Source organism: Bacillus sp. FSL K6-0923, assembly GCF_038630825.1.
Lineage (GTDB): Bacteria > Bacillota > Bacilli > Bacillales > Bacillaceae > Bacillus > Bacillus pumilus.
Window position 1 is genome coordinate 3,321,742 of record NZ_CP152044.1, and the last position, 18,731, is coordinate 3,340,472.

Consider the following 18,731-nt stretch of genomic DNA (forward strand, 5'->3'; position numbering starts at 1 on the left):
TTTTTACGAAAAACCGAATATTCAAGTGGTAAAGCGCCTTCATCATTCAACATTATATTAGAAATATATCTAAGCTATGATCTTGTATAAACCGCTCGTTCTCCGCCAATCAGCTTCGGACGCGTTTTCGCAAACGTCACATGTGCATGCCCTAATTGATGGCGACTGAGGCGAACAGGTACAGCGACTCTCTTTAGATGCATCCCAATCAATGTATCACCGATATCAATTCCAGCATGCGCCTCGATGGATTCAACTAACACAGGATGTTCCATATGCTGATACGCATGAGCTGCCATCGAACCACCCGCCTTTCGGACAGGTACTGCCGCCACAATCTCTAGGTTAAGCCGGAAAGCCACTTCTTCTTCCACAACAAGAGCACGATTCAAATGCTCACAGCACTGGAAAGCCAGCTCAATGCCGGTCTCTCGTCTTAACTGATCCAATTCTTGATAAATGGACGCAGCTATTTGCTCACTTCCTGCTGTCCCAATATGCTCACCAGCCACTTCTGATGTACTGCAGCCGATCACTAAAATCTGCCCAGCACGCAGTTCAACCATTTGATGAAACTCTTTTAACATTTCAAGCCAATCTTGACCAATGTTCATGTTAAGCGCTCCTTATAGGTGCTTTTCTTCGTAATCAGCAATCTTACCAATCCGTACAGCATGTCGTCCTGCCGTAAATTCTGTTGTCAGCCAAATATGCGCAATTTCACGTGCTAATCCAGGTCCAATAACTCGTTCTCCCATTGCAAGGACGTTTGTATCATTATGTTCTCTAGTTGCTTTCGCACTAAATGTATCATGCGCCAGCGCACAGCGAATTCCTTTTACTTTGTTTGCTGAGATACTCATACCAATGCCTGTCCCGCAAATTAAAATGCCGCGGTCCACTTCTCCGTTAGCCACCATGTTAGCTACAGGAAAAGCATAATCTGGGTAGTCTACAGAACCTGATCCACATTCACAACCCATATCAATGTATTCAATCTTCAATTCATCCATCAGTTGTTTGATTTCTTCACGAATATTCGTTCCGCCGTGATCGGATGCAATAGCTACTTTCATCGGGCAATTCCTCCTAAGGGTGAGTTGATCTGTTATGCCTTACATTTATTCTTTATTTACAGTTATATTTTAACCTCTGCTTAGTCATTTGCAAACAAAAGCAGAAAAACCGTTGATGCAACGGTTTTACAGGTTGTCCATTATGAGGATGTCTGATCCTTTTTCAATTTCTCAGCCAGCTGCTGAAGCAATGCACCAAGTTCATCACGTGTTTCCTGATAAACAGACAGGCTTCCTCCAAATGGATCGGATACATCGCCTTCTGCCCCTGTCGCAAATTCCTTTAGAGTGAAGATCTTGTCTTTTGCATGTGCATATTGCTCCACAATCAACTGTTTATGCTGCATGGTCATGGTGAAGACGTAATCAGCTTCTCGCAGAAGATCCTCTGTTAGTTTTGCTGAAGAGTGATTCAGTGGAATACTTTTCTCAAATAATGCTTCGACCGCTTGAGGAGAAGCCTTCCCAGCATCTGAGGCAAAAATGCCCGCTGATTTAACAGTGACCTCTAAACCTTTATCTTGTGCAATTGAAGCAAAAAGGGCTTGAGCCATCGGACTTCTGCATGTATTTCCCGTACAAACAAATAAGATTTTCATCTTTCGCCCTCCTTTTCTTCTATTATATAGCATTTCATTCTACATGTTATGTAAGGAGACTGACTAGAGCGGAAATAATAATTTGATACCAAAGGCTAGTAAAATGATTCCGCCAAGCGCCCCGCTATATGATCCCACCCATGATCGAACCTGTTTACCGAGTAATAACCCAAGCCATGTGAGGATCATACTAAAAAAACCAAACAATAAAATGGTCATCCATACGTGAGAACCGTAAATTCCGAGGCTTAAGCCAACGGAAAAACTATCTAAGCTGACACTTGTTGCGAAAAGAACAAGACCAGCGCCAACAGGTGCGATAAATGGTTTATCTTCTTTTCGAATAGACGCAATGATCATTTGCAGCCCGAGCACCAAAAGCAGCGCCCCGCCTATATAGGTAGCAAGGAGACCGAGCCAGCCTGATAGGAGCTGACCTGTTAGCATACCAAAAAGCGGCATAAACATATGAAAGATACCAATGACAAGTCCAATATAAATGATCTGGCGGAACCTCAGCTGAATCATTCCCATGCCAAGTCCAACCGAAAAAGCATCCATCCCCAGTGCAAAAGCCATGATGCTGAGCGTCAGCAATTCGCCAGCTAGTTCGTACATGTAAATCCCCCTTGGACACGCATTCTCCTTTAACCTATGTTTGTCCAAGAAGGGTTAGAACTATTTGAATGAAGAGAGAGTGCGCCCTCCTGCCGCTTTTTGCAGACGGTTCATAATTGCTGAACCAACCCCCTGCTCTGAAAAGGCTTCTGAAATAATGACATCTACATCTGTCTCATCAAATTGTCTCAATACACGATATAAGTTTGCCGCTATCGTTTCAGGTTTTTCTCTCCATCCACAGCTGAAGACAACATCTGCTGCAAACAACGATTTCTTTTCTTCTGTTGTCAGCACACCAACTTTTAAACCTTCTGCCTGGTATGTTTGAATATGACGCTGCATCTCTTCATCACTTCCAAAAAAGAGATACATCTTAGCTTCAGGGGCATAGTGTGTGTATTTCATCCCTGGCGATACAGGCGCTTCGTCCTTTTTTGTCAGCCCTGGGTCAATACTGACCGTTCCTACTACCTCTTCTAATGCTTCTTTTGTAATTCCGCCAGGCCTTAGGATGACTGGAATCTCATCGACACAGGAGACAACCGTTGACTCAACGCCAATACCCGTTGAACCACCATCGATAATCCCAGCGATTCTTCCATCGAGATCACTCGCTACATGGTCAGCTTGTGTCGGAGATGGTTTGCCTGAACGGTTGGCACTTGGTGCAGCAATTGGCAGACCAGCCGTTCGGATAAGCTCAAGCGCAATCGGATGGTCAGGCATTCTCACACCGACCGTGGATAAACCTGCCGTGACCTGCTTTGATAAAGTGCCAGGCTTACACGAAAGAACAATGGTTAAAGCACCCGGCCAAAAGGCTTCCATCAATGCCTTTGCTTTTTCGCTTTCTATTTGTGCAAATTCATGAAGCTGCTCAACCTCCGCAATGTGGACAATCAATGGATTATCACTTGGACGCCCTTTCGCTTCATAAATTTTCATGACAGCTTCTGTCTCTTTCGCATTAGCCCCTAGTCCATACACCGTTTCTGTCGGAAAAGCGACCACTTCGTTTTGCTGCAATAACAACGCTGCCTGTTCAATTTGTGGATAGAATGTGGACAAATCCTTTTCTAAATCCACAGACCATCTTTTTGTATTTAACATCATACAAACTCCTTTTAAAAAAGATAAAACTGTTGATATATCTCAATTATCCTTTTGAAAGTATAAAAGATGCTGGTCAATAAAACAAGCGTTGTCCACAATTTGTGGATAACGCTTGTTTAACGGTGGATAAGTATGTGTATAAGTTCAATATATTGTGATTAACTGGCTTTTTTTTGAAGAACCACAGCCTGTTCTTTCGCCAAGAACTCTTTTGCATGTGCAGATCCCCACATGCTTTCTGGAATATCCTCTAAGGCCGTGAAGCCCATCAATGTCAAAAAATCATACGAGGAGGAGTGGTTGGCAACGACATAAAACGTATCCACACCTATTTTCCCTCCGAGCGTTTGAACACTTTGGAACAAAGACACGATATGTCCCTGACCTAATTTATCTGATATGACAAGAGACCGCAGCAGGCCCTCTTGTTCACTAAGCTGTTCAAGACCTAAACACCCTGCCAGCTGACCGTCCGCATCTTCCATGACAACAAATGTCGTATGCTCTGCAAGTGTGACGCCGCCTTTCGCTTGTCCTTTTTCAAGAAAAGCATTGATCGCTGGAGCATCTTCTTCTGTGGCTATTCTTAACTGATAATACATGCTTTCACCTCTTTTTGATCTCTTACTTCAACTCTATGAGGCAAAAACAGATTTATACCTTTTTTAGGAGAAAAGACTAGAGACCCATTCGAATAAAAAGAATTTCACTTCCCCCGTCTCTTCTTTCTCTTCTTTGACCACTTCATTCACAGACTCATCTGTTTGCTGGGCTGTCACTTCGTTATCTTCATCACCCTCTGGCGATGCAATGGCTTCTCCATTTGAAAAATCGATAAAGCAGAGCGGCGGGAATAACACACACCACCAATTGGCTCCATCCCCTTCTCCAAGCGTAATTAAAATGGCTTCATATTTCCCAGCAGGATAAACGAAATTTCCATAGAGCTTTGTTGGAAATGAAGCTTTTTGGAAGCTGACTGATACGGATTGATCAATGTGCTGCTCTTTCAATTTCGCTTTGGCAATACGATTGATTTCTGGTAACTTGGAACGAATCACACGTCTTGCTTCTTCAATGGATGTAAGGTCTTTGACCCATTCCGTCATATTAGCATTGACTTCGTCACGGATGCTTCTTTTCACATCCTGATCTGCTGAACGATCACTATTTGCTAAAATGCGTAATCGAATGGCTTCATCGGGTATCACAACAGGCTGATTTGCAGAAGCAGCCGCTGTCTCCTCCTTGCCAAGGTTTGCAAAAGCACCGCATAATAATAGAAACATATAAAGACAAATCATCATTTTACTTTTAAACATGATGTGTTCCCCCCACTTTTTCTCTTCGCTACAAACATTGTGTCCAGAAAACCCATCTCATAAACAGGAAAAATGATTTTTTTAATAGATTATGAGTCAAATAAAAAAAGCCGTTCTATTAAGAACGGCTTTGGAGTGAGGATTGGTAATCGGAAGGGTACAGTCTTCCATCCCAATCTCGGCTGATTTTTAACCCTGCATCTGTTTTGATGACAGTCATTGCTCCTTTTTTCTCGATTTCTTTTTTGACTTTTCCTTTTTGATTAATAAATTGAATCACCATTTCATAATTAAATTCAATTCTGTCATCGCTTTCATCTGAAGGCGTAAATGTAATTTTCTTCAGCTTAATTTGACAATCTTGGTCCTTTGCTGCTTCTAACACGCTCGGGAACATGCTGTCTTGTGTATATTCTTGATATTCATGCTCGGTTAAATAAGACTTCAGCTTCTCCTTCATATCAGTTAGGTCATCTGTTCGATTCACTGTGTATTGTGCTTTTTTATAGCTTTCTCCAAATGCTGCTGCTTCTTTTTTAAAGCTCGGTTTGCCACAAGCACTCACAATCAATAGTACACTGACGATGACCAACACCATCGCATACCTTCTGTTCACACCATTCGCTCCTTCAAAACAAATTTATGTAAAAAAATCATGATCAGAATGTTCATTCTTCTATATATACGTTTCTCTTTTACCATAAGTTTCATCTTTACATAATAAAATAGTCCGACTTTATTCAGCCGGACTTTCCGTTTTGAATGTGTGCGCAAACAGCTCGGTCTTTCCCGTTAATATCCTTGACGATGCGGACATCTGCCGCGGGAAATGACTGCAAGAGAAGTGCTTTTACATCTTGCCCTTGCGTATGTCCAATTTCAAAGACAACGACCGCCTGCTCATGAAGTACATGGTGAAGATCACGAATGAGGCGCTTATAAAACCACAGGCCATCACGTCCATCTGTCAGTGCATTGACTGGCTCATGCTTCGTAACCACCTCTGACAAACTGTCCATTTCTTCTGCCGCAATATAAGGCGGATTGGAAATAAACAGATCCACTTTGATGCCTTGATCCTTGATAGGTTCGAGTAAGTCCCCTTGTAAAAAATGGACATCTGCACCTAGCGCTTGTTGATTCCGCTTTGCTACCTCAAGTGCTTCATGTGAAATATCCGTTGCTGTGACAGATAGTGTTTCTTTTTCAAGAGCGAGCGTAATCGCAATTGCCCCGCTTCCGGTGCCAACGTCCACTGCTTTGAGCGGCGGATCGTGCGGGAAGATGTCACTCATCAAATTCAGCGCCGCCAAAACGACTTCTTCCGTTTCAGGGCGAGGGATGAGAACATGTTTGTTCACCTCGAAGGGACGGCCGTAAAAGAATTCAATACCTGTTAGATGTTGAACAGGCACGCCTTTCTTGTGCTGCGTGACAAACTCGCTGAATAACCGATCTTTCTCCTCTGGCAGCTGATCATGAAAACGTGCAAGAAGTTCACTTCTGCTTAGGTCCAGTACATGCATCAAAAGGAGCTCTGCTGCGTTTTGGTCTCTACCGGCTTCTGTTAACAAAGAAGAAGCCCATTTAAGGGCTTCAAAGATGGTTCGCTGATTATTTTGCATTTTGAAGCTTTCTTGCTTGGTCTTCCATAATTAATGCATCAATGACCTCGTCAAGTTTTCCTTCTAAAATTTGATCAAGCTTTTGAATCGTTAATCCGATGCGGTGGTCTGTTACACGGTTTTGTGGGAAGTTGTACGTACGGATACGCTCTGAACGATCCCCTGTTCCAACAGCAGATTTACGCGTTTGATCATACTCAGCCTGTGCTTCACGCTGGAATTTATCATAAATTCTCGCACGTAATACTTTCATGGCTTTTTCTTTGTTTTTGATTTGTGATTTCTCATCCTGACAGGAAACAACCACCCCTGTTGGAAGGTGAGTTAATCGAACAGCAGACATGGTTGTGTTAACACTTTGTCCACCAGGTCCGCTCGATGTGAAAGTATCTACACGAATATCTTTTTCGTGGATATCAATTTCAACTTCTTCAGCCTCAGGCAAGACAGCAACTGTCGCTGTTGATGTATGAATCCGTCCGCCTGATTCCGTTTCTGGAACACGCTGCACGCGGTGTGCACCGTTTTCAAACTTTAGTTTGGAATATGCGCCTTTCCCGCTGATCATAAAGATAATCTCTTTATAACCGCCAGTTCCAGTCACACTCGCTTCCATTACTTCTGTTTTCCAGCCCTGCATTTCAGCATAACGGCTGTACATACGGTAAAGGTTTCCAGCAAAAAGCGCGGCCTCTTCTCCTCCTGCTGCACCACGAACCTCCACAATAACGTTTTTGTTGTCATTCGGATCTTTCGGGATCAGCAAGATTTTCAGCTCGTCTTCTAAACGTTCTGTTTCCTCTGTGAGCTCTGAAATTTCTTCTTTGACCATGTCGCGCATCTCGGCATCCAGCTTATCTTCCAGCATTGCTTTCGCTTCGCTTAACTGGTCGTATGCCGCACGATATTGTCTATATACCTCAACAGTTTCTTGAATATCAGATTGTTCCTTCGAATATTCACGAAGCTTCGTAGGGTCGTTCACCACTTCAGGGTCACTTAAATATTCATTTAGCTTTTCATAGCGTTCTTCAATTGATTTTAAACGGTCTAACATGGTCTTCACCTCTGTTTTGTGCGTAACAGTCTAATTATAGTATAGCGTGGTATGACAGTCAAAAAAATTTCCAAAACAATTGATTTTCTGCAATTTTTCGCTAGAAAACACGATCTTTGGCGATTGATTACTTGTTTTGTCTAACGTGAAGGAACAGTTCCTCCTTGAAGAGAATGGTACTTATAATTGAAAAAAGGGAGGGCATTTGATTTGAATACAAATGAGGTTGCAAAAGAAATTGGCGTTTCTTCAAAAACGATTCAGCGTTGGGTCAAACAGCTCAACATCCCTGTCGCCCGGAATGAACTTGGACATTATGAATTTCATGAAGATATTGTACAGCTGCTCAAAGAAGTCAAACACCAAATGAGTGAGGGTGTGATCCTTCAAGACATTCGACTGCCAATCCACGCAGAAACCGTTCAACAGTTATCGCCTGCTGCAGAAACTGATGCCTCCACAAAGCGGATTGAAGCATTAGAAGAGCAAGTGAATCAGCTCATTCAGCAGCAATTGCACAGCACTGATGTAGAAAAACGACTGCAAGAACTCGAACGGAAACTGGCTAAAAAAGCAGATGAAGGTGTATCATACCAGCTGCTCCAGCACCGCAGAGAAATTGAAGATCTCAACACTAAACTTGAGCGTCTTACCGAAAGATTAAAACAACCCTCTCAAATAGAAGAAAAAAAGGAAATCACGCACACTGACATCAAAAAAAAGCGTGCGCTCTTTCCTCTATTTCATTCATTTCGTTAAGAAAGGCTGCCTCATGAGGCAGCCTTCTACTATATTATACGGTAAGCGCAATAATGATCGGTAATGTAATGAGTGACATGATGGCACTGATCACAAATGCTGATGCAGTTTCTGCCTCTTGTTTCTCAAATCGTGTGGCGATCATCGCTGCAACAGCTGAACCTGGGAAGGCAACAAGTAATACAGCTTTTGTAATTTCATCCGCCGAAAGACCCATAAGAATGGCGATAAGATACATAAGCAACGGTTGAACAGCTACTTTTAATAGTGCAATACTGAAAGCTGGTAAGCTCAGTTTAATTTTTCGAATACCTACAGTGACACCGACTGCGAATAATGCAACCCCTGACGTCACACTTCCGATTTCCTCTAGCATTTCATGTCCAATTGCAGGAAGTTTAAATCCTAAAAGAACAAGAATGATACTTGCTAGCGGTGCAAGTGCAAGCGGCTCTGATAAACCGTGCAAAATTGCTTTTGTCGTCATTTTTAGGAAACTTTCGCCGTCTTTGGCTTTTCCTTTTGTTTTTTCACCGACAGTTGACACAATTATAGCAATTGGATCAAGCAATGCATTTACAACTATTCCGGTAATAGCAATCGGAATTGCAACTTCTTGAGCCCCAAATAAACTGCCCAAGACCGGAATCCCCATAAATGCAAAGGTCGGTTGTGCTGAGTTTAATGAAAAAACAGATGAATCTGTTAAATCATATTTAAAAGCAAATTTCGTAACTAAAAGGATAATGATATAAAAACCAACGATTCCGAAAATCAATGCAACGAAAAATGGAATTTGACTATAGAATTTATCTTTTGGTGTTGACAGAATGCTGGCGATAAAGTGCGCTGGCAAAGCATACTTTGTAACAAGTGTACTTACACCTTTTGCAGATTTAGCGTCATAGCTGCCGAAGTTCCCTGCGAACCAACCCAGCGCGATAACGAAAAAAATCGGTGCTAGGAGGATCAAAATATTTAAAAAGTCCATCTTACTATTCCTCCTTGAATCCTTTACATGTTTCTTTATTTTATTGCGGCATTGCTTAGATTACCCGAAACAATGCCGCGTTACACATTTTATTATGCTCTTACAATTTTTTTATATTCAGGAATCCACATTGCATCTTTCACAGCTTGTTCGATGTCGTCAGGTGTTTTTCTTGCGACACCATCTTTAATTGCTGCTTTAGCCACTTCAATAGCCACTTTGATAGAAACTTCTTGTAACTTATCAATGCTTGGAAGTAGACCAGCACCTGGTTTATCATGATCAACCATTTCAGCAATCGCATCTGCAGAAGCAACGAACATGCCTTTTGTGATGATTTTTGATTCCGTTACGATTGAGCCAAGACCAAGTCCAGGGAAAACGAACGCATTGTTTGATTGTCCAATTTCATGTTCAATTCCGTTATACTCAACATTTTCGAACGGGCTTCCTGTTGCAACAAGTGCACGGCCGTCTGTCCATTTGAATAGATCTTCTGGAACTGCTTCCGCAAGTGGTGTTGGGTTAGACATTGGCATGATCACTGGACGCTCTGTATGAGCTGCGATTTCTTTAATGATTTCTTCAGTGAATGCGCCGCCTTGACCTGATGTACCAATCAGAATCGTTGGCTTCACCCTGCGAACAGCTTCAGCAAATGAGATTTGTCCTTTGTCATCACGTGCCCAGCCTTCTACTTCATCAGAAGAACGAAGGTATGGTTTTTGGAAATCAAATACTTCATCTTCAAATTGATCTGTCAGTAGGCCTCTGTAGTCTAATGTCCAGAAAGCATTGTTTGCTTCTTCTTCACTTAGACCTTCAAGAACCATTGTGTCACGCATTTGATCTGCGATTCCGATTCCAGCTGATCCAGCTCCGAAGATCATCACACGGTGATCTTTCAATTGAGTACCCGTTTTCTTGACAGCTGCAAGAACACCCGCTAAAGTAATGGCACCAGTACCTTGGATATCATCATTGAATGTTAAGATGTTATCATTGTATTTTTTCATGATGTTACGCGCGTTTTTGTTTCCAAGGTCTTCCCAGTGAAGCAATGCTTTAGGGAAGAATTTAAGCGCTGCTTTTACATAAGCATCAATGAATTCCTCGTATTTTTCACCTTGTACACGTTTGTGATGGTTTCCGATGTATAATGGATCATTCAATAATTTTTCATTGTTTGTTCCAACATCTAATACGACTGGAATCACGCGGCTTGGATCAATACCTGCAGCAGCCGTGTAAACAGCTAATTTACCGATTGCGATGTTGATACCACCGACACCCCAGTCACCAATTCCAAGAATGCTCTCAGAGTCAGTTGCTACGATAAGATCAATATCTCCTGCTGTTGCATGTAAGTTTTCAAATGCTTTCTCAATGCCGTCAATGTTGTCGATTGAAAGATAGACACCATGAGGTCTTCTGTATTCATGGCTGTATTCCTGAATCGCTTCACCAACAGTTGGTGTGTACACAACAGGAAGCATTTCGCGAAGCTTGTCTGATATAAGCTTATAGAACAATACTTCGTTACGGTTTTGCAAATCACTTAAGTATACGTTTTGACGAAGACGATCTGGCTGTGCTAGGAACTGCTTGTACGCTCTCTCCGCTTGTTGTTCTAAAGTGAGAACAGTTGGAGGAAGTAAGCCTTCTAGTCCAAGCTCTTGTCTTTCTTCTTCAGAGAAAGCAACGCCTTTGTTCAACGTTGGAATCGATAATACATCTTTACCTGTCAAAGTGGTTTCGAGGTACCCTTCTTTTGTTTTCTTCACGTTGTTCATCAAAAACTACCCTCTTTCTAAAATATAAATAAAGTGAACTATTAATTTAAAGAACGATTAAGGAGAATAATCCTTAATCAAAAAAATTATGACAAGAAATCGAACTTTTCGTAAAAATGCTTTACACTACAGTTAGTCATTTTATGCCTGCTTATGCTAAAACGCAAGCGTTGAAAATTAGATAATTTTTTCGTATCGTTATTTAATTTATTTAAGTACAAATGATGGGTGTTCAGCCAAAATCTCGAAAAACGAAACACAGCGGCATTTGCTATTTTTTTAATTGTCAAGTGTTGTACCAACGTCAAGTCTTGGTACTTCATGGTGATGTCTGCATCGTGCTTCGTATGATTCCTGCGCACCTACTAAAATAATGGGATCATCATAGGAGGCGGGTTTACCGTCGATCAAGCGTTGTGTTCTACTCGCTGGGGAGCCGCATACCGAACAAACTGCTTGAAGTTTTGTTACAAGCTCTGCACATGCCATTAAATGCGGAACAACACCAAATGGCTCTCCTCTGAAGTCTTGATCAAGGCCTGCAACAATGACTCGGTAACCTTTATCAGCCAATTGAGTGACAATGTCAATGATTGTCTCATCAAAAAATTGCACCTCATCAATGCCAATGACATCGGTTCTTTCTGATATGTGCGTTATTATGTCTTTTGGTGAGGCTACTGCAATCCCATCGACCGATGAACCGTTATGTGAAACAACTGAGTTTGTATGATATCGGTTATCAATCGCTGGTTTGAATATTTTTACTTCTTGTTTGGCAAAGGTGGCCCTTTTGGCTCTCCGAATCAATTCTTCCGACTTTCCAGAAAACATACTTCCGCAGATGACTTCAAGCCAACCGCTTTGTTTCATCACATACATAAGGTCTTCTCCCCCGTTTTAAAGTTCCATCAATCCACGTAAAAAAACAGGCAAGAACGGATTCCTGCCTGTTTATTGTATCTATTATTACTTAAGACCGTATTTTTTGTTAAAGCGGTCAACACGTCCATCAGCAGAAGCGAATTTTTGACGGCCTGTATAGAAAGGATGGCACTCAGAGCAAATCTCGATGCGTACCTCTTCTTTTACTGATCCAGTTTCAAACTCATTTCCACAAGCGCATTTGACTGTAGCTTTTTTGTAGTTAGGATGAATTCCTGTTTTCATCTACTGTCATCTCCTTCCGCCCTGAATCCAATTCGGAAACAGAGTTAATATCTCAGAATAAATTCTGAAACGCACATGATGAAATTATAACAGTGTGAGTCTATGATTGCAAATGTATTTTTTCAACAAGCTATCTTCTTGATGCAGACATGTTCGCTTGTTTCCATTCTTGCGTTAAAATATCGAAAAATTCTTGGTTTGTCTTTGTTTTTCTCATTTTGCGCATGAACTTCTCAGCAAAATCAGGTGTATCTGACATCGATTTTCTCATCGCCCATAAACGATCAAGATGCTCTTTTGGTACAAGCAATTCTTCTTTTCTCGTACCAGAACGACGAATGTCGATTGCTGGGAAAATTCTTCTTTCTGCAAGAGAGCGGTCCAAATGAAGCTCCATGTTCCCCGTTCCCTTAAATTCTTCATAAATCACATCATCCATACGTGATCCCGTATCAACAAGCGCAGTGGCCAAAATCGTCAAGCTTCCGCCTTCTTCAATGTTACGCGCAGCACCAAAGAAGCGTTTTGGACGGTGGAAAGCCGCTGGATCAATACCGCCAGAAAGCGTTCGGCCGCTTGGCGGGATGACAAGGTTGTATGCACGAGCAAGCCTTGTGATGCTGTCCATTAAGATGATGACATCTTTCTTATGTTCAACAAGACGCATGGCACGCTCTAATACAAGCTCTGCTACTTTAATGTGGTTTTCCGGTACTTCGTCAAAGGTTGAACTAACAACATCCCCTGCAACAGAACGTTCGATATCTGTTACTTCCTCTGGACGTTCGTCAATTAAAAGGACAATCAGCTCTGACTCCGGGTGATTTTCAGAGATGCTGTTGGCAATTTCTTTGAGCAAAATGGTTTTCCCAGCCTTAGGCGGTGCAACAATTAAACCACGCTGCCCAAACCCAACTGGCGCCATCATATCCATAATTCTAGTAGACAGGTGATTAGGCTGTGTTTCAAGAATCATTTGACGATCAGGGAATAGCGGCGTGAGTGCAGGAAAGTGAACACGTTCCTTAGCTGATTCTGGGTCGTCCCCATTTACCGCTTCGACATGAAGGAGGCCATAGTAGCGTTCATTCTCTTTTGGAGGTCGTACCTTTCCAGACACCTTATCTCCGTTTCGCAAATCAAAGCGTCTGATTTGTGAAGCTGAAATATAAATGTCTTCAGAACTTGGGGAGTAGTTAATTGGTCTTAAGAAACCAAATCCCTCAGACTGAATTATTTCAAGAACCCCTTCCATAAATAAGAGATCCTCTTGCTCAGCATTCGCCTTTAAGATGGCAAAAATTAATTCTTTTTTTGTTAGTTTGCTGTAATAAGAGATTTTGTACTTTTTTGCTAACTCATACAGCTCTTTTAATTTCATATTTTCCAAAGATGAAATCGAAACATCTTTCAATATGGACACCACACTTTTCTAGTCAATGTATTTTCATTACAAATGCATGACCATTGTATTTGATTAGCTTTTAATTCCGTTTTTGTTGGAATGACCTCGCTCTCATGGTAACGCTCCCACTCGTTTTATCGTAAAGATAGGAACAATGTGAAATTGAGCTTTGTCAACATAGAGAAGGATAATGAGTATATCGTCATGATGCGGCAGTATTTAAACTTGTTGAAGCTTAAAAGAAGTAAATTCGCAGAAAATTTCGCAGCACTCTTTAGTTTTACCTCATTTGCAGAGAATATTCAACTTTAAAAAGAAAATGATATACATTTGACACCTATATGAAAAGCGGGTAATGAATACCCGCTTTCAGATTACGGACGAATGACAAGATTCGGTTTTTTCTTTAAGCTGTGTCTGCCGTCTACGAAACGAACTGTACCTGATTTCGCACGCATAACAACACTATGTGTTGTTCCAACAGAGCCTTTGAATTGAACACCTTTTAATAGTTCACCGTCTGTTACACCAGTCGCTGCAAAAATGGCGTCGTCGCCTTTCACGAGGTCTTCCATTCTTAAGACTTTGCCAACATCCAGCCCCATTTTCTCACAGCGTCTCAGTTCTTCTTCACTTTGAGGAAGAAGCTTTCCGTGGATTTCACCACCAAGTGCCTTTAACGCAACAGCAGAAAGGACACCTTCTGGCGCGCCGCCTGAACCAAATAGAATATCAACACCTGTATGATCAAATGCTGTATTAATGGCTCCTGCAACGTCACCATCATCGATCAGTTTGATTCTTGCTCCTGCTGCTCTCAGTTCAGCAATGATTTTCTCATGTCGATCTCTGTTTAAAATCGTTGCAACCACATCTTCAATATCTTTGTTTTTTGCTTTTGCTACAGCGCGAAGATTGTCAATGACAGGCGCTTCAATGTCGATGCAACCTACCGCTTCTGGACCTACTGCGATCTTATCCATGTACATATCAGGTGCATTCAGCAAGTTGCCATGATCTGCAACCGCAATAACAGCTAAGGCATTCCAGCCGCCGCTTGCCACAATATTTGTTCCTTCTAATGGATCAACAGCTACATCCACGCGAGGTCCGTATCCATTCCCAAGCTTTTCCCCAATATAAAGCATTGGTGCTTCGTCCATTTCCCCCTCGCCAATGACCACTGTTCCTTTCATCGGAATGGTATCAAATACATCACGCATTGCACTTGTTGCAGCATCATCCGCTTCGTCTTTTAGTCCTCTTCCCATCCAACGAGCAGATTTTAATGCGGCTGCTTCTGTCACCCGTACTAGTTCCATCGATAAACTTCTTTCCATTTTTGTCCAAATCTCCTCTCACAGTCAAAGCCTTATGAATTTTGAAGTTCTTCTATTTCTTGGTCACTCAGCTTTTCACGCCAGATGGTTGCACCCAAGCCTTCAAGCTTCTTCTCAAGCAAACTATATCCTCTGTCTATATGTTCAAGCCCTGTGATTTCGGTCACACCGTCTGCCATTAGCCCTGCAACAACGAGACAAGCACCTGCACGCAGGTCACTCGCTTTCACCTTTGCTCCTTGAAGCCGCGTTTGTCCAGTGATAATGGCAGATCTTCCTTCGACCTTCATGTTTGCACCCATTCGACGCAATTCGTCAATGTGCTTAAAGCGGGCAGAGTAGATCGTATCTGTGACCACACTCGTGCCTTTCGCCTTTGTTAACAGCGCCGTCATCGGCTGCTGAAGGTCCGTTGGAAAGCCCGGATACACAAGGGTTTTGATATCGACAGGCTTGAGTCCTTCGTTTCTGCCAACGATCAGCATTTGATCGTTGCTCGTTTCAATGGTGAACCCCATCTCTCTAAGTTTCGCCGTAATTGATTCTAAATGAGTTGGGATCACATTATCAAGTACAACTTCATCTCCCATCGCAGCACCAGCAATTAAAAATGTGCCTGCTTCTATACGGTCTGGGATGATGGAATGCTTACAGCCATGAAGAGATTCTACACCTTCGATTCGAATCACATCAGTACCCGCACCTTTGATTTTGGCTCCCATGCTTGCAAGCAGTGTCGCTACATCAATAATTTCGGGTTCTTTTGCGGCATTTTCAATGACCGTTTTTCCTTCAGCCAGTACGGCTGCCAGCATGATATTGATGGTCGCACCTACACTGACCACGTCAAGGTAAATACGGGCTCCGACTAATTTTTCAGCGCGCAAATAAATGGCACCCTGCTCGTTTGTCACCTCGGCTCCGAGTGCTTCAAAGCCTTTGATATGCTGATCGATCGGCCTAGGTCCTAAGTGGCATCCTCCTGGCAGCCCAATGACAGCCTGCTTGAATCTTCCTAGCATAGCGCCCATTAAATAATAAGACGCACGCAGTTTCTTCACTTTTCCATTAGGAAGCGGCATACTGATCATGGAAGCAGGATTGACGACCATTTCACCTTTTTCAAACGTGACCTTTCCGCCAATCTCTTCTAACAGATCTCGTAATGTGTCAATATCTGAAATATGCGGAAGGCCCTCAATCGTTACTGGAGAATCAGCGAGAATCGTGGCAGGAATCAGTGCCACTGCACTATTTTTCGCACCACTAATATGTACGGTCCCGCGTAAGGGGTCACCGCCGGCAATGTTTAACTTTTCCATATTTGTCTCCCTTCTTAAAGAAGATCACTGTTGGAGTTATACTGTTTGTGGATGTCGCGCTTTAAAAGGTCTTGTCCAAAATTTAGCCAATATCAAGAGAAAGAATACAGGTTAAACGAAATTTGTCGGAAGAAAAATAATCGAAGCTTTGCGAGGCTGTGATGTTCTCTTCTTTGCACAAAACATTTCTTAGCGTTTTAAAGGAAAACTGCGGCAAACAGGAGACAATCCCGCCTGCCACAATCACTTATTTATTCCAGTCTGCTAAAAATTGCTCAATGCCCGCATCCGTTAATGGGTGTTTCGTCAGCTGCTTGATGACTTTCAGCGGCATTGTGCCGATATGAGCACCTCTAAGCGCAGCTTCTGTCACGTGCTGCGGATGGCGAATAGATGCAGCAATGATTTGTGTGTCTAAGCCATGAACATCAAAAATAGTTTTGACTTCGCTGATGAGATCGAGACCATTTTGGCCAATGTCATCTAAGCGGCCGAGGAATGGAGAAACATACGTTGCACCGGCTCTAGCTGCAAGCAATGCCTGGTTTGCACTAAAAATCAAAGTAACGTTTGTTTTAATTCCAAGGTCTGTTAACGCTTTGACAGCTTTAAGACCATCTGTTGTCATTGGAATTTTAACCGTGATATTTGGTGCAATAGCAGCAAGCTCTTTTCCTTCTTCAATCATTTCTTCAGCTTTGAGGGAAATGACCTCTGCACTGACAGAACCTGATACCACGTCAGTGATTTCGCGAAGACGGTCGTGGAATGATACGTCCTTTTCTTTCGCTACTAAACTAGGGTTTGTTGTGACGCCTGCTAAAATGCCAAGCTCGTGCGCCTCTTTGATGTCTGCGATATTCGCTGTATCTACGAAAAATAACATAATCGTGCCACTCTCCTATCAATAAATTGTCTGAAATGTAAATTTGATTGCGCTTTCTCAAGATATGGAGAAAACCGCCTGTGACTCAGGCGGCTTTCGGTTCTCATCAAATTATGCTTGGTTAGAAGAACCAAATTCACGCATTTTGCCGATAACAGTCGCTTTAATTGCGTCACGAGCTGGTCCAAGATATTTACGTGGATCATACTCTTCTGTTTTTGCAGCAAGTGTTTCGCGTACTGCTTTCGCAGAAGCAATTTGGTTTTCAGTGTTTACATTGATTTTTGCTGTACCAAGTGAAATTGAGCGCTTGATGTCAGCAGTTGGGATACCTGTTCCGCCATGAAGAACAAGTGGAAGACCTGTCATTTTACCAATTTCTTCCATTTCAGCGAAACCAAGATTTGGTTCACCTTTGTATGGACCATGAACTGAACCTAATGCAGGTGCAAGGCAGTCAATACCAGTGCGTTCTACAAGCTCTTGGCACTCTTTTGGATCAGCATAAATAACGCCCTCAGCGATGACGTCATCTTCTTGTCCGCCAACAGTTCCAAGCTCAGCTTCAACAGATACACCGTGGAAATGTGCAAGCTCAACTACTTTCGCAGTTGTTGCTACGTTCTCTTCGAATGGATGGTGAGAAGCGTCGATCATGACAGAAGTAAATCCTGCATGGATTGCTTTTGCACAAGATTCAAAGCTTGAACCGTGATCTAAATGAATCGCAACAGGAACTGTTACATTATATTCTTCGATTAACGCTTTAACCATTGCGACAACTGTTTTGAAGCCGCCCATGTAGCGTCCTGCTCCTTCAGATACTCCCAAGATAACTGGAGATTTCTCTTCTTCAGCAGCTTGTAAAATCGCTTGCGTGAATTCTAAATTATTTAAGTTAAACTGTCCAACAGCGTAACCTTTTTCCTTTGCGTCTTTCAACATTTCTGTCATTGAAACTAAAGGCATGATGAAAAATCCTCCCTATGTAGCTAATTTGCTTACTAAAAAAAGCTCTCCACCCTAGCATGACCAGAATTTCTCGCCATATGTAAACTTTCAAAGTCAGATCGCTTTCTTCTTCTTATCTAGGATACCAATTATTCGACAAATCGGCAACAGAATGACTCGATTCAATCATTTCCATCTAACCGTTTGTTTCGAGCGGTAAGTATTCTTTGACAGCATCTCGGATCTCATCAATATCAAAAGGTTTTGCAAAGTGTGTCAAAGCACCGAGTTCTTTGGATTCTTGAATCATGTCTAATTCGCCATAGGCTGTCATAATGATGACACGGATGTCTTCATCAATTAATTTCATGCGTTTTAAAATTTCAATTCCATCCATTCCGGGAATCTTCATATCAAGCAACACAAGGTTTGGTCTATGATTTTTCACAATATCTAACGCCTGTAGTCCATTGGCTGCTTGGAAGGTTTGATAGCCTTCTTTATGAAACACTTCATTCAATAATATTCTAATACCATATTGATCATCGACAATTAATATTTTCTCATTCATCTGTTACACCCCATTGCTTTCATTTTTCGCCATAAAAAGAGCTGTTGTTAAATAATTCTGTTTGATTTTCACATTTCCTTTATTTATAATAGTTTACTTTACGACATTTTCTGAGCATTTTTCCTAATAT

The 18,731-nt window shown here is 42.1% G+C and carries 21 protein-coding genes; 1 reads left to right on the plus strand and 20 read right to left on the minus strand.

Going from position 1 to position 18,731, the window contains the following annotated elements; translation table 11 throughout:
- Window positions 1-74: 74 nt before the first annotated feature.
- The 10 genes from MHI16_RS17060 to prfA form a co-directional block, all read right to left on the minus strand.
- Window positions 75-614 (minus strand): TIGR01440 family protein, encoded by a 540-nt coding sequence (locus MHI16_RS17060; protein ID WP_058013477.1) that lies wholly within the window; start codon window positions 612-614, stop codon window positions 75-77.
- A gap of 12 nt (window positions 615-626) precedes the next feature.
- Window positions 627-1,076 (minus strand): ribose 5-phosphate isomerase B, encoded by a 450-nt coding sequence (rpiB, locus tag MHI16_RS17065; protein WP_003214714.1) that lies wholly within the window; start codon window positions 1,074-1,076, stop codon window positions 627-629.
- A 140-nt stretch (window positions 1,077-1,216) separates the two neighbouring features.
- Window positions 1,217-1,675, minus strand: a complete 459-nt coding sequence (locus tag MHI16_RS17070; RefSeq protein WP_058013476.1) for a low molecular weight protein arginine phosphatase — start codon at window positions 1,673-1,675, stop codon at window positions 1,217-1,219.
- A gap of 63 nt (window positions 1,676-1,738) precedes the next feature.
- Complete coding sequence (locus tag MHI16_RS17075; RefSeq protein ID WP_012011556.1) at window positions 1,739-2,293, minus strand: manganese efflux pump MntP family protein; 555 nt, start codon at window positions 2,291-2,293, stop codon at window positions 1,739-1,741.
- 60 nt (window positions 2,294-2,353) lie between these two features.
- On the minus strand, window positions 2,354-3,406 hold the full coding sequence (locus MHI16_RS17080) for an L-threonylcarbamoyladenylate synthase (RefSeq protein WP_081042257.1): 1,053 nt from the start codon (window positions 3,404-3,406) through the stop codon (window positions 2,354-2,356).
- Window positions 3,407-3,567: 161 nt separating this feature from the next.
- Window positions 3,568-4,011 (minus strand): hypothetical protein, encoded by a 444-nt coding sequence (locus MHI16_RS17085; protein ID WP_061409858.1) that lies wholly within the window; start codon window positions 4,009-4,011, stop codon window positions 3,568-3,570.
- Window positions 4,012-4,074: 63 nt separating this feature from the next.
- Window positions 4,075-4,731, minus strand: a complete 657-nt coding sequence (gene spoIIR, locus MHI16_RS17090; protein ID WP_058013473.1) for a stage II sporulation protein R — start codon at window positions 4,729-4,731, stop codon at window positions 4,075-4,077.
- Between the two features lie 118 nt (window positions 4,732-4,849).
- On the minus strand, window positions 4,850-5,329 hold the full coding sequence (locus tag MHI16_RS17095) for a hypothetical protein (RefSeq protein ID WP_058013472.1): 480 nt from the start codon (window positions 5,327-5,329) through the stop codon (window positions 4,850-4,852).
- 142 nt (window positions 5,330-5,471) lie between these two features.
- Window positions 5,472-6,356 (minus strand): peptide chain release factor N(5)-glutamine methyltransferase, encoded by an 885-nt coding sequence (gene prmC / locus MHI16_RS17100; RefSeq protein ID WP_058013471.1) that lies wholly within the window; start codon window positions 6,354-6,356, stop codon window positions 5,472-5,474.
- Window positions 6,346-7,413, minus strand: a complete 1,068-nt coding sequence (prfA, locus tag MHI16_RS17105; RefSeq protein ID WP_012011562.1) for a peptide chain release factor 1 — start codon at window positions 7,411-7,413, stop codon at window positions 6,346-6,348. Before prfA ends, prmC begins: the two co-directional genes overlap by 11 nt.
- A gap of 210 nt (window positions 7,414-7,623) precedes the next feature.
- On the opposite strand from prfA, the gene racA reads away from it, so the two are divergent.
- Complete coding sequence (gene racA, locus MHI16_RS17110) at window positions 7,624-8,172, plus strand: chromosome-anchoring protein RacA (protein WP_061409860.1); 549 nt, start codon at window positions 7,624-7,626, stop codon at window positions 8,170-8,172.
- Between the two features lie 34 nt (window positions 8,173-8,206).
- Here the strand turns inward: racA and MHI16_RS17115 are convergent, their stop codons facing one another.
- The 10 genes from MHI16_RS17115 to MHI16_RS17160 form a co-directional block, all read right to left on the minus strand.
- The gene (locus MHI16_RS17115; RefSeq protein WP_058013469.1) at window positions 8,207-9,163 is read right to left on the minus strand and encodes an AEC family transporter; all 957 of its coding nucleotides are present in this window, start codon (window positions 9,161-9,163) and stop codon (window positions 8,207-8,209) included.
- Window positions 9,164-9,255: 92 nt separating this feature from the next.
- On the minus strand, window positions 9,256-10,956 hold the full coding sequence (gene malS / locus MHI16_RS17120; RefSeq protein WP_058013468.1) for an oxaloacetate-decarboxylating malate dehydrogenase: 1,701 nt from the start codon (window positions 10,954-10,956) through the stop codon (window positions 9,256-9,258).
- A gap of 279 nt (window positions 10,957-11,235) precedes the next feature.
- Entirely contained in the window at window positions 11,236-11,838 is a 603-nt protein-coding gene (locus tag MHI16_RS17125; protein ID WP_058013467.1) for a thymidine kinase, read from the minus strand.
- A gap of 87 nt (window positions 11,839-11,925) precedes the next feature.
- Window positions 11,926-12,126: a 50S ribosomal protein L31 gene (gene rpmE / locus MHI16_RS17130; RefSeq protein WP_003215407.1), complete on the minus strand. Its 201-nt coding sequence runs from the start codon at window positions 12,124-12,126 to the stop codon at window positions 11,926-11,928.
- A 130-nt stretch (window positions 12,127-12,256) separates the two neighbouring features.
- Window positions 12,257-13,540, minus strand: a complete 1,284-nt coding sequence (gene rho / locus MHI16_RS17135) for a transcription termination factor Rho (protein WP_003215202.1) — start codon at window positions 13,538-13,540, stop codon at window positions 12,257-12,259.
- 365 nt (window positions 13,541-13,905) lie between these two features.
- Window positions 13,906-14,871: a class II fructose-bisphosphatase gene (gene glpX / locus MHI16_RS17140; RefSeq protein WP_058013466.1), complete on the minus strand. Its 966-nt coding sequence runs from the start codon at window positions 14,869-14,871 to the stop codon at window positions 13,906-13,908.
- Between the two features lie 32 nt (window positions 14,872-14,903).
- Entirely contained in the window at window positions 14,904-16,193 is a 1,290-nt protein-coding gene (locus MHI16_RS17145) for a UDP-N-acetylglucosamine 1-carboxyvinyltransferase (RefSeq protein WP_061409863.1), read from the minus strand.
- Window positions 16,194-16,440: 247 nt separating this feature from the next.
- The gene (gene fsa / locus MHI16_RS17150; RefSeq protein ID WP_003215343.1) at window positions 16,441-17,079 is read right to left on the minus strand and encodes a fructose-6-phosphate aldolase; all 639 of its coding nucleotides are present in this window, start codon (window positions 17,077-17,079) and stop codon (window positions 16,441-16,443) included.
- A gap of 111 nt (window positions 17,080-17,190) precedes the next feature.
- Window positions 17,191-18,048: a class II fructose-bisphosphate aldolase gene (locus MHI16_RS17155; RefSeq protein WP_061409865.1), complete on the minus strand. Its 858-nt coding sequence runs from the start codon at window positions 18,046-18,048 to the stop codon at window positions 17,191-17,193.
- Between the two features lie 178 nt (window positions 18,049-18,226).
- Window positions 18,227-18,601 carry a response regulator gene (locus MHI16_RS17160; protein ID WP_003214681.1) on the minus strand — a complete coding sequence of 125 codons (375 nt, stop codon included), beginning with the start codon at window positions 18,599-18,601 and terminating at the stop codon, window positions 18,227-18,229.
- Between the last annotated feature and the right edge of the window lie 130 nt (window positions 18,602-18,731).

What these genes read in the sequence shown, in the direction of transcription:
- MHI16_RS17060 (WP_058013477.1), bottom strand. Translation starts at nt 614, where the DNA reads ATGAACATTGGTCAAGATTGGCTTGAAATGTTAAAAGAGTTTCATCAA.
- rpiB (WP_003214714.1), bottom strand. Translation starts at nt 1,076, where the DNA reads ATGAAAGTAGCTATTGCATCCGATCACGGCGGAACGAATATTCGTGAA.
- MHI16_RS17070 (WP_058013476.1), bottom strand. Translation starts at nt 1,675, where the DNA reads ATGAAAATCTTATTTGTTTGTACGGGAAATACATGCAGAAGTCCGATG.
- MHI16_RS17075 (WP_012011556.1), bottom strand. Translation starts at nt 2,293, where the DNA reads ATGTACGAACTAGCTGGCGAATTGCTGACGCTCAGCATCATGGCTTTT.
- MHI16_RS17080 (WP_081042257.1), bottom strand. Translation starts at nt 3,406, where the DNA reads ATGTTAAATACAAAAAGATGGTCTGTGGATTTAGAAAAGGATTTGTCC.
- MHI16_RS17085 (WP_061409858.1), bottom strand. Translation starts at nt 4,011, where the DNA reads ATGTATTATCAGTTAAGAATAGCCACAGAAGAAGATGCTCCAGCGATC.
- spoIIR (WP_058013473.1), bottom strand. Translation starts at nt 4,731, where the DNA reads ATGTTTAAAAGTAAAATGATGATTTGTCTTTATATGTTTCTATTATTA.
- MHI16_RS17095 (WP_058013472.1), bottom strand. Translation starts at nt 5,329, where the DNA reads ATGGTGTTGGTCATCGTCAGTGTACTATTGATTGTGAGTGCTTGTGGC.
- prmC (WP_058013471.1), bottom strand. Translation starts at nt 6,356, where the DNA reads ATGCAAAATAATCAGCGAACCATCTTTGAAGCCCTTAAATGGGCTTCT.
- prfA (WP_012011562.1), bottom strand. Translation starts at nt 7,413, where the DNA reads ATGTTAGACCGTTTAAAATCAATTGAAGAACGCTATGAAAAGCTAAAT.
- MHI16_RS17115 (WP_058013469.1), bottom strand. Translation starts at nt 9,163, where the DNA reads ATGGACTTTTTAAATATTTTGATCCTCCTAGCACCGATTTTTTTCGTT.
- malS (WP_058013468.1), bottom strand. Translation starts at nt 10,956, where the DNA reads ATGAACAACGTGAAGAAAACAAAAGAAGGGTACCTCGAAACCACTTTG.
- MHI16_RS17125 (WP_058013467.1), bottom strand. Translation starts at nt 11,838, where the DNA reads ATGTATGTGATGAAACAAAGCGGTTGGCTTGAAGTCATCTGCGGAAGT.
- rpmE (WP_003215407.1), bottom strand. Translation starts at nt 12,126, where the DNA reads ATGAAAACAGGAATTCATCCTAACTACAAAAAAGCTACAGTCAAATGC.
- glpX (WP_058013466.1), bottom strand. Translation starts at nt 14,871, where the DNA reads ATGGAAAGAAGTTTATCGATGGAACTAGTACGGGTGACAGAAGCAGCC.
- MHI16_RS17145 (WP_061409863.1), bottom strand. Translation starts at nt 16,193, where the DNA reads ATGGAAAAGTTAAACATTGCCGGCGGTGACCCCTTACGCGGGACCGTA.
- fsa (WP_003215343.1), bottom strand. Translation starts at nt 17,079, where the DNA reads ATGTTATTTTTCGTAGATACAGCGAATATCGCAGACATCAAAGAGGCG.
- MHI16_RS17155 (WP_061409865.1), bottom strand. Translation starts at nt 18,048, where the DNA reads ATGCCTTTAGTTTCAATGACAGAAATGTTGAAAGACGCAAAGGAAAAA.
- MHI16_RS17160 (WP_003214681.1), bottom strand. Translation starts at nt 18,601, where the DNA reads ATGAATGAGAAAATATTAATTGTCGATGATCAATATGGTATTAGAATA.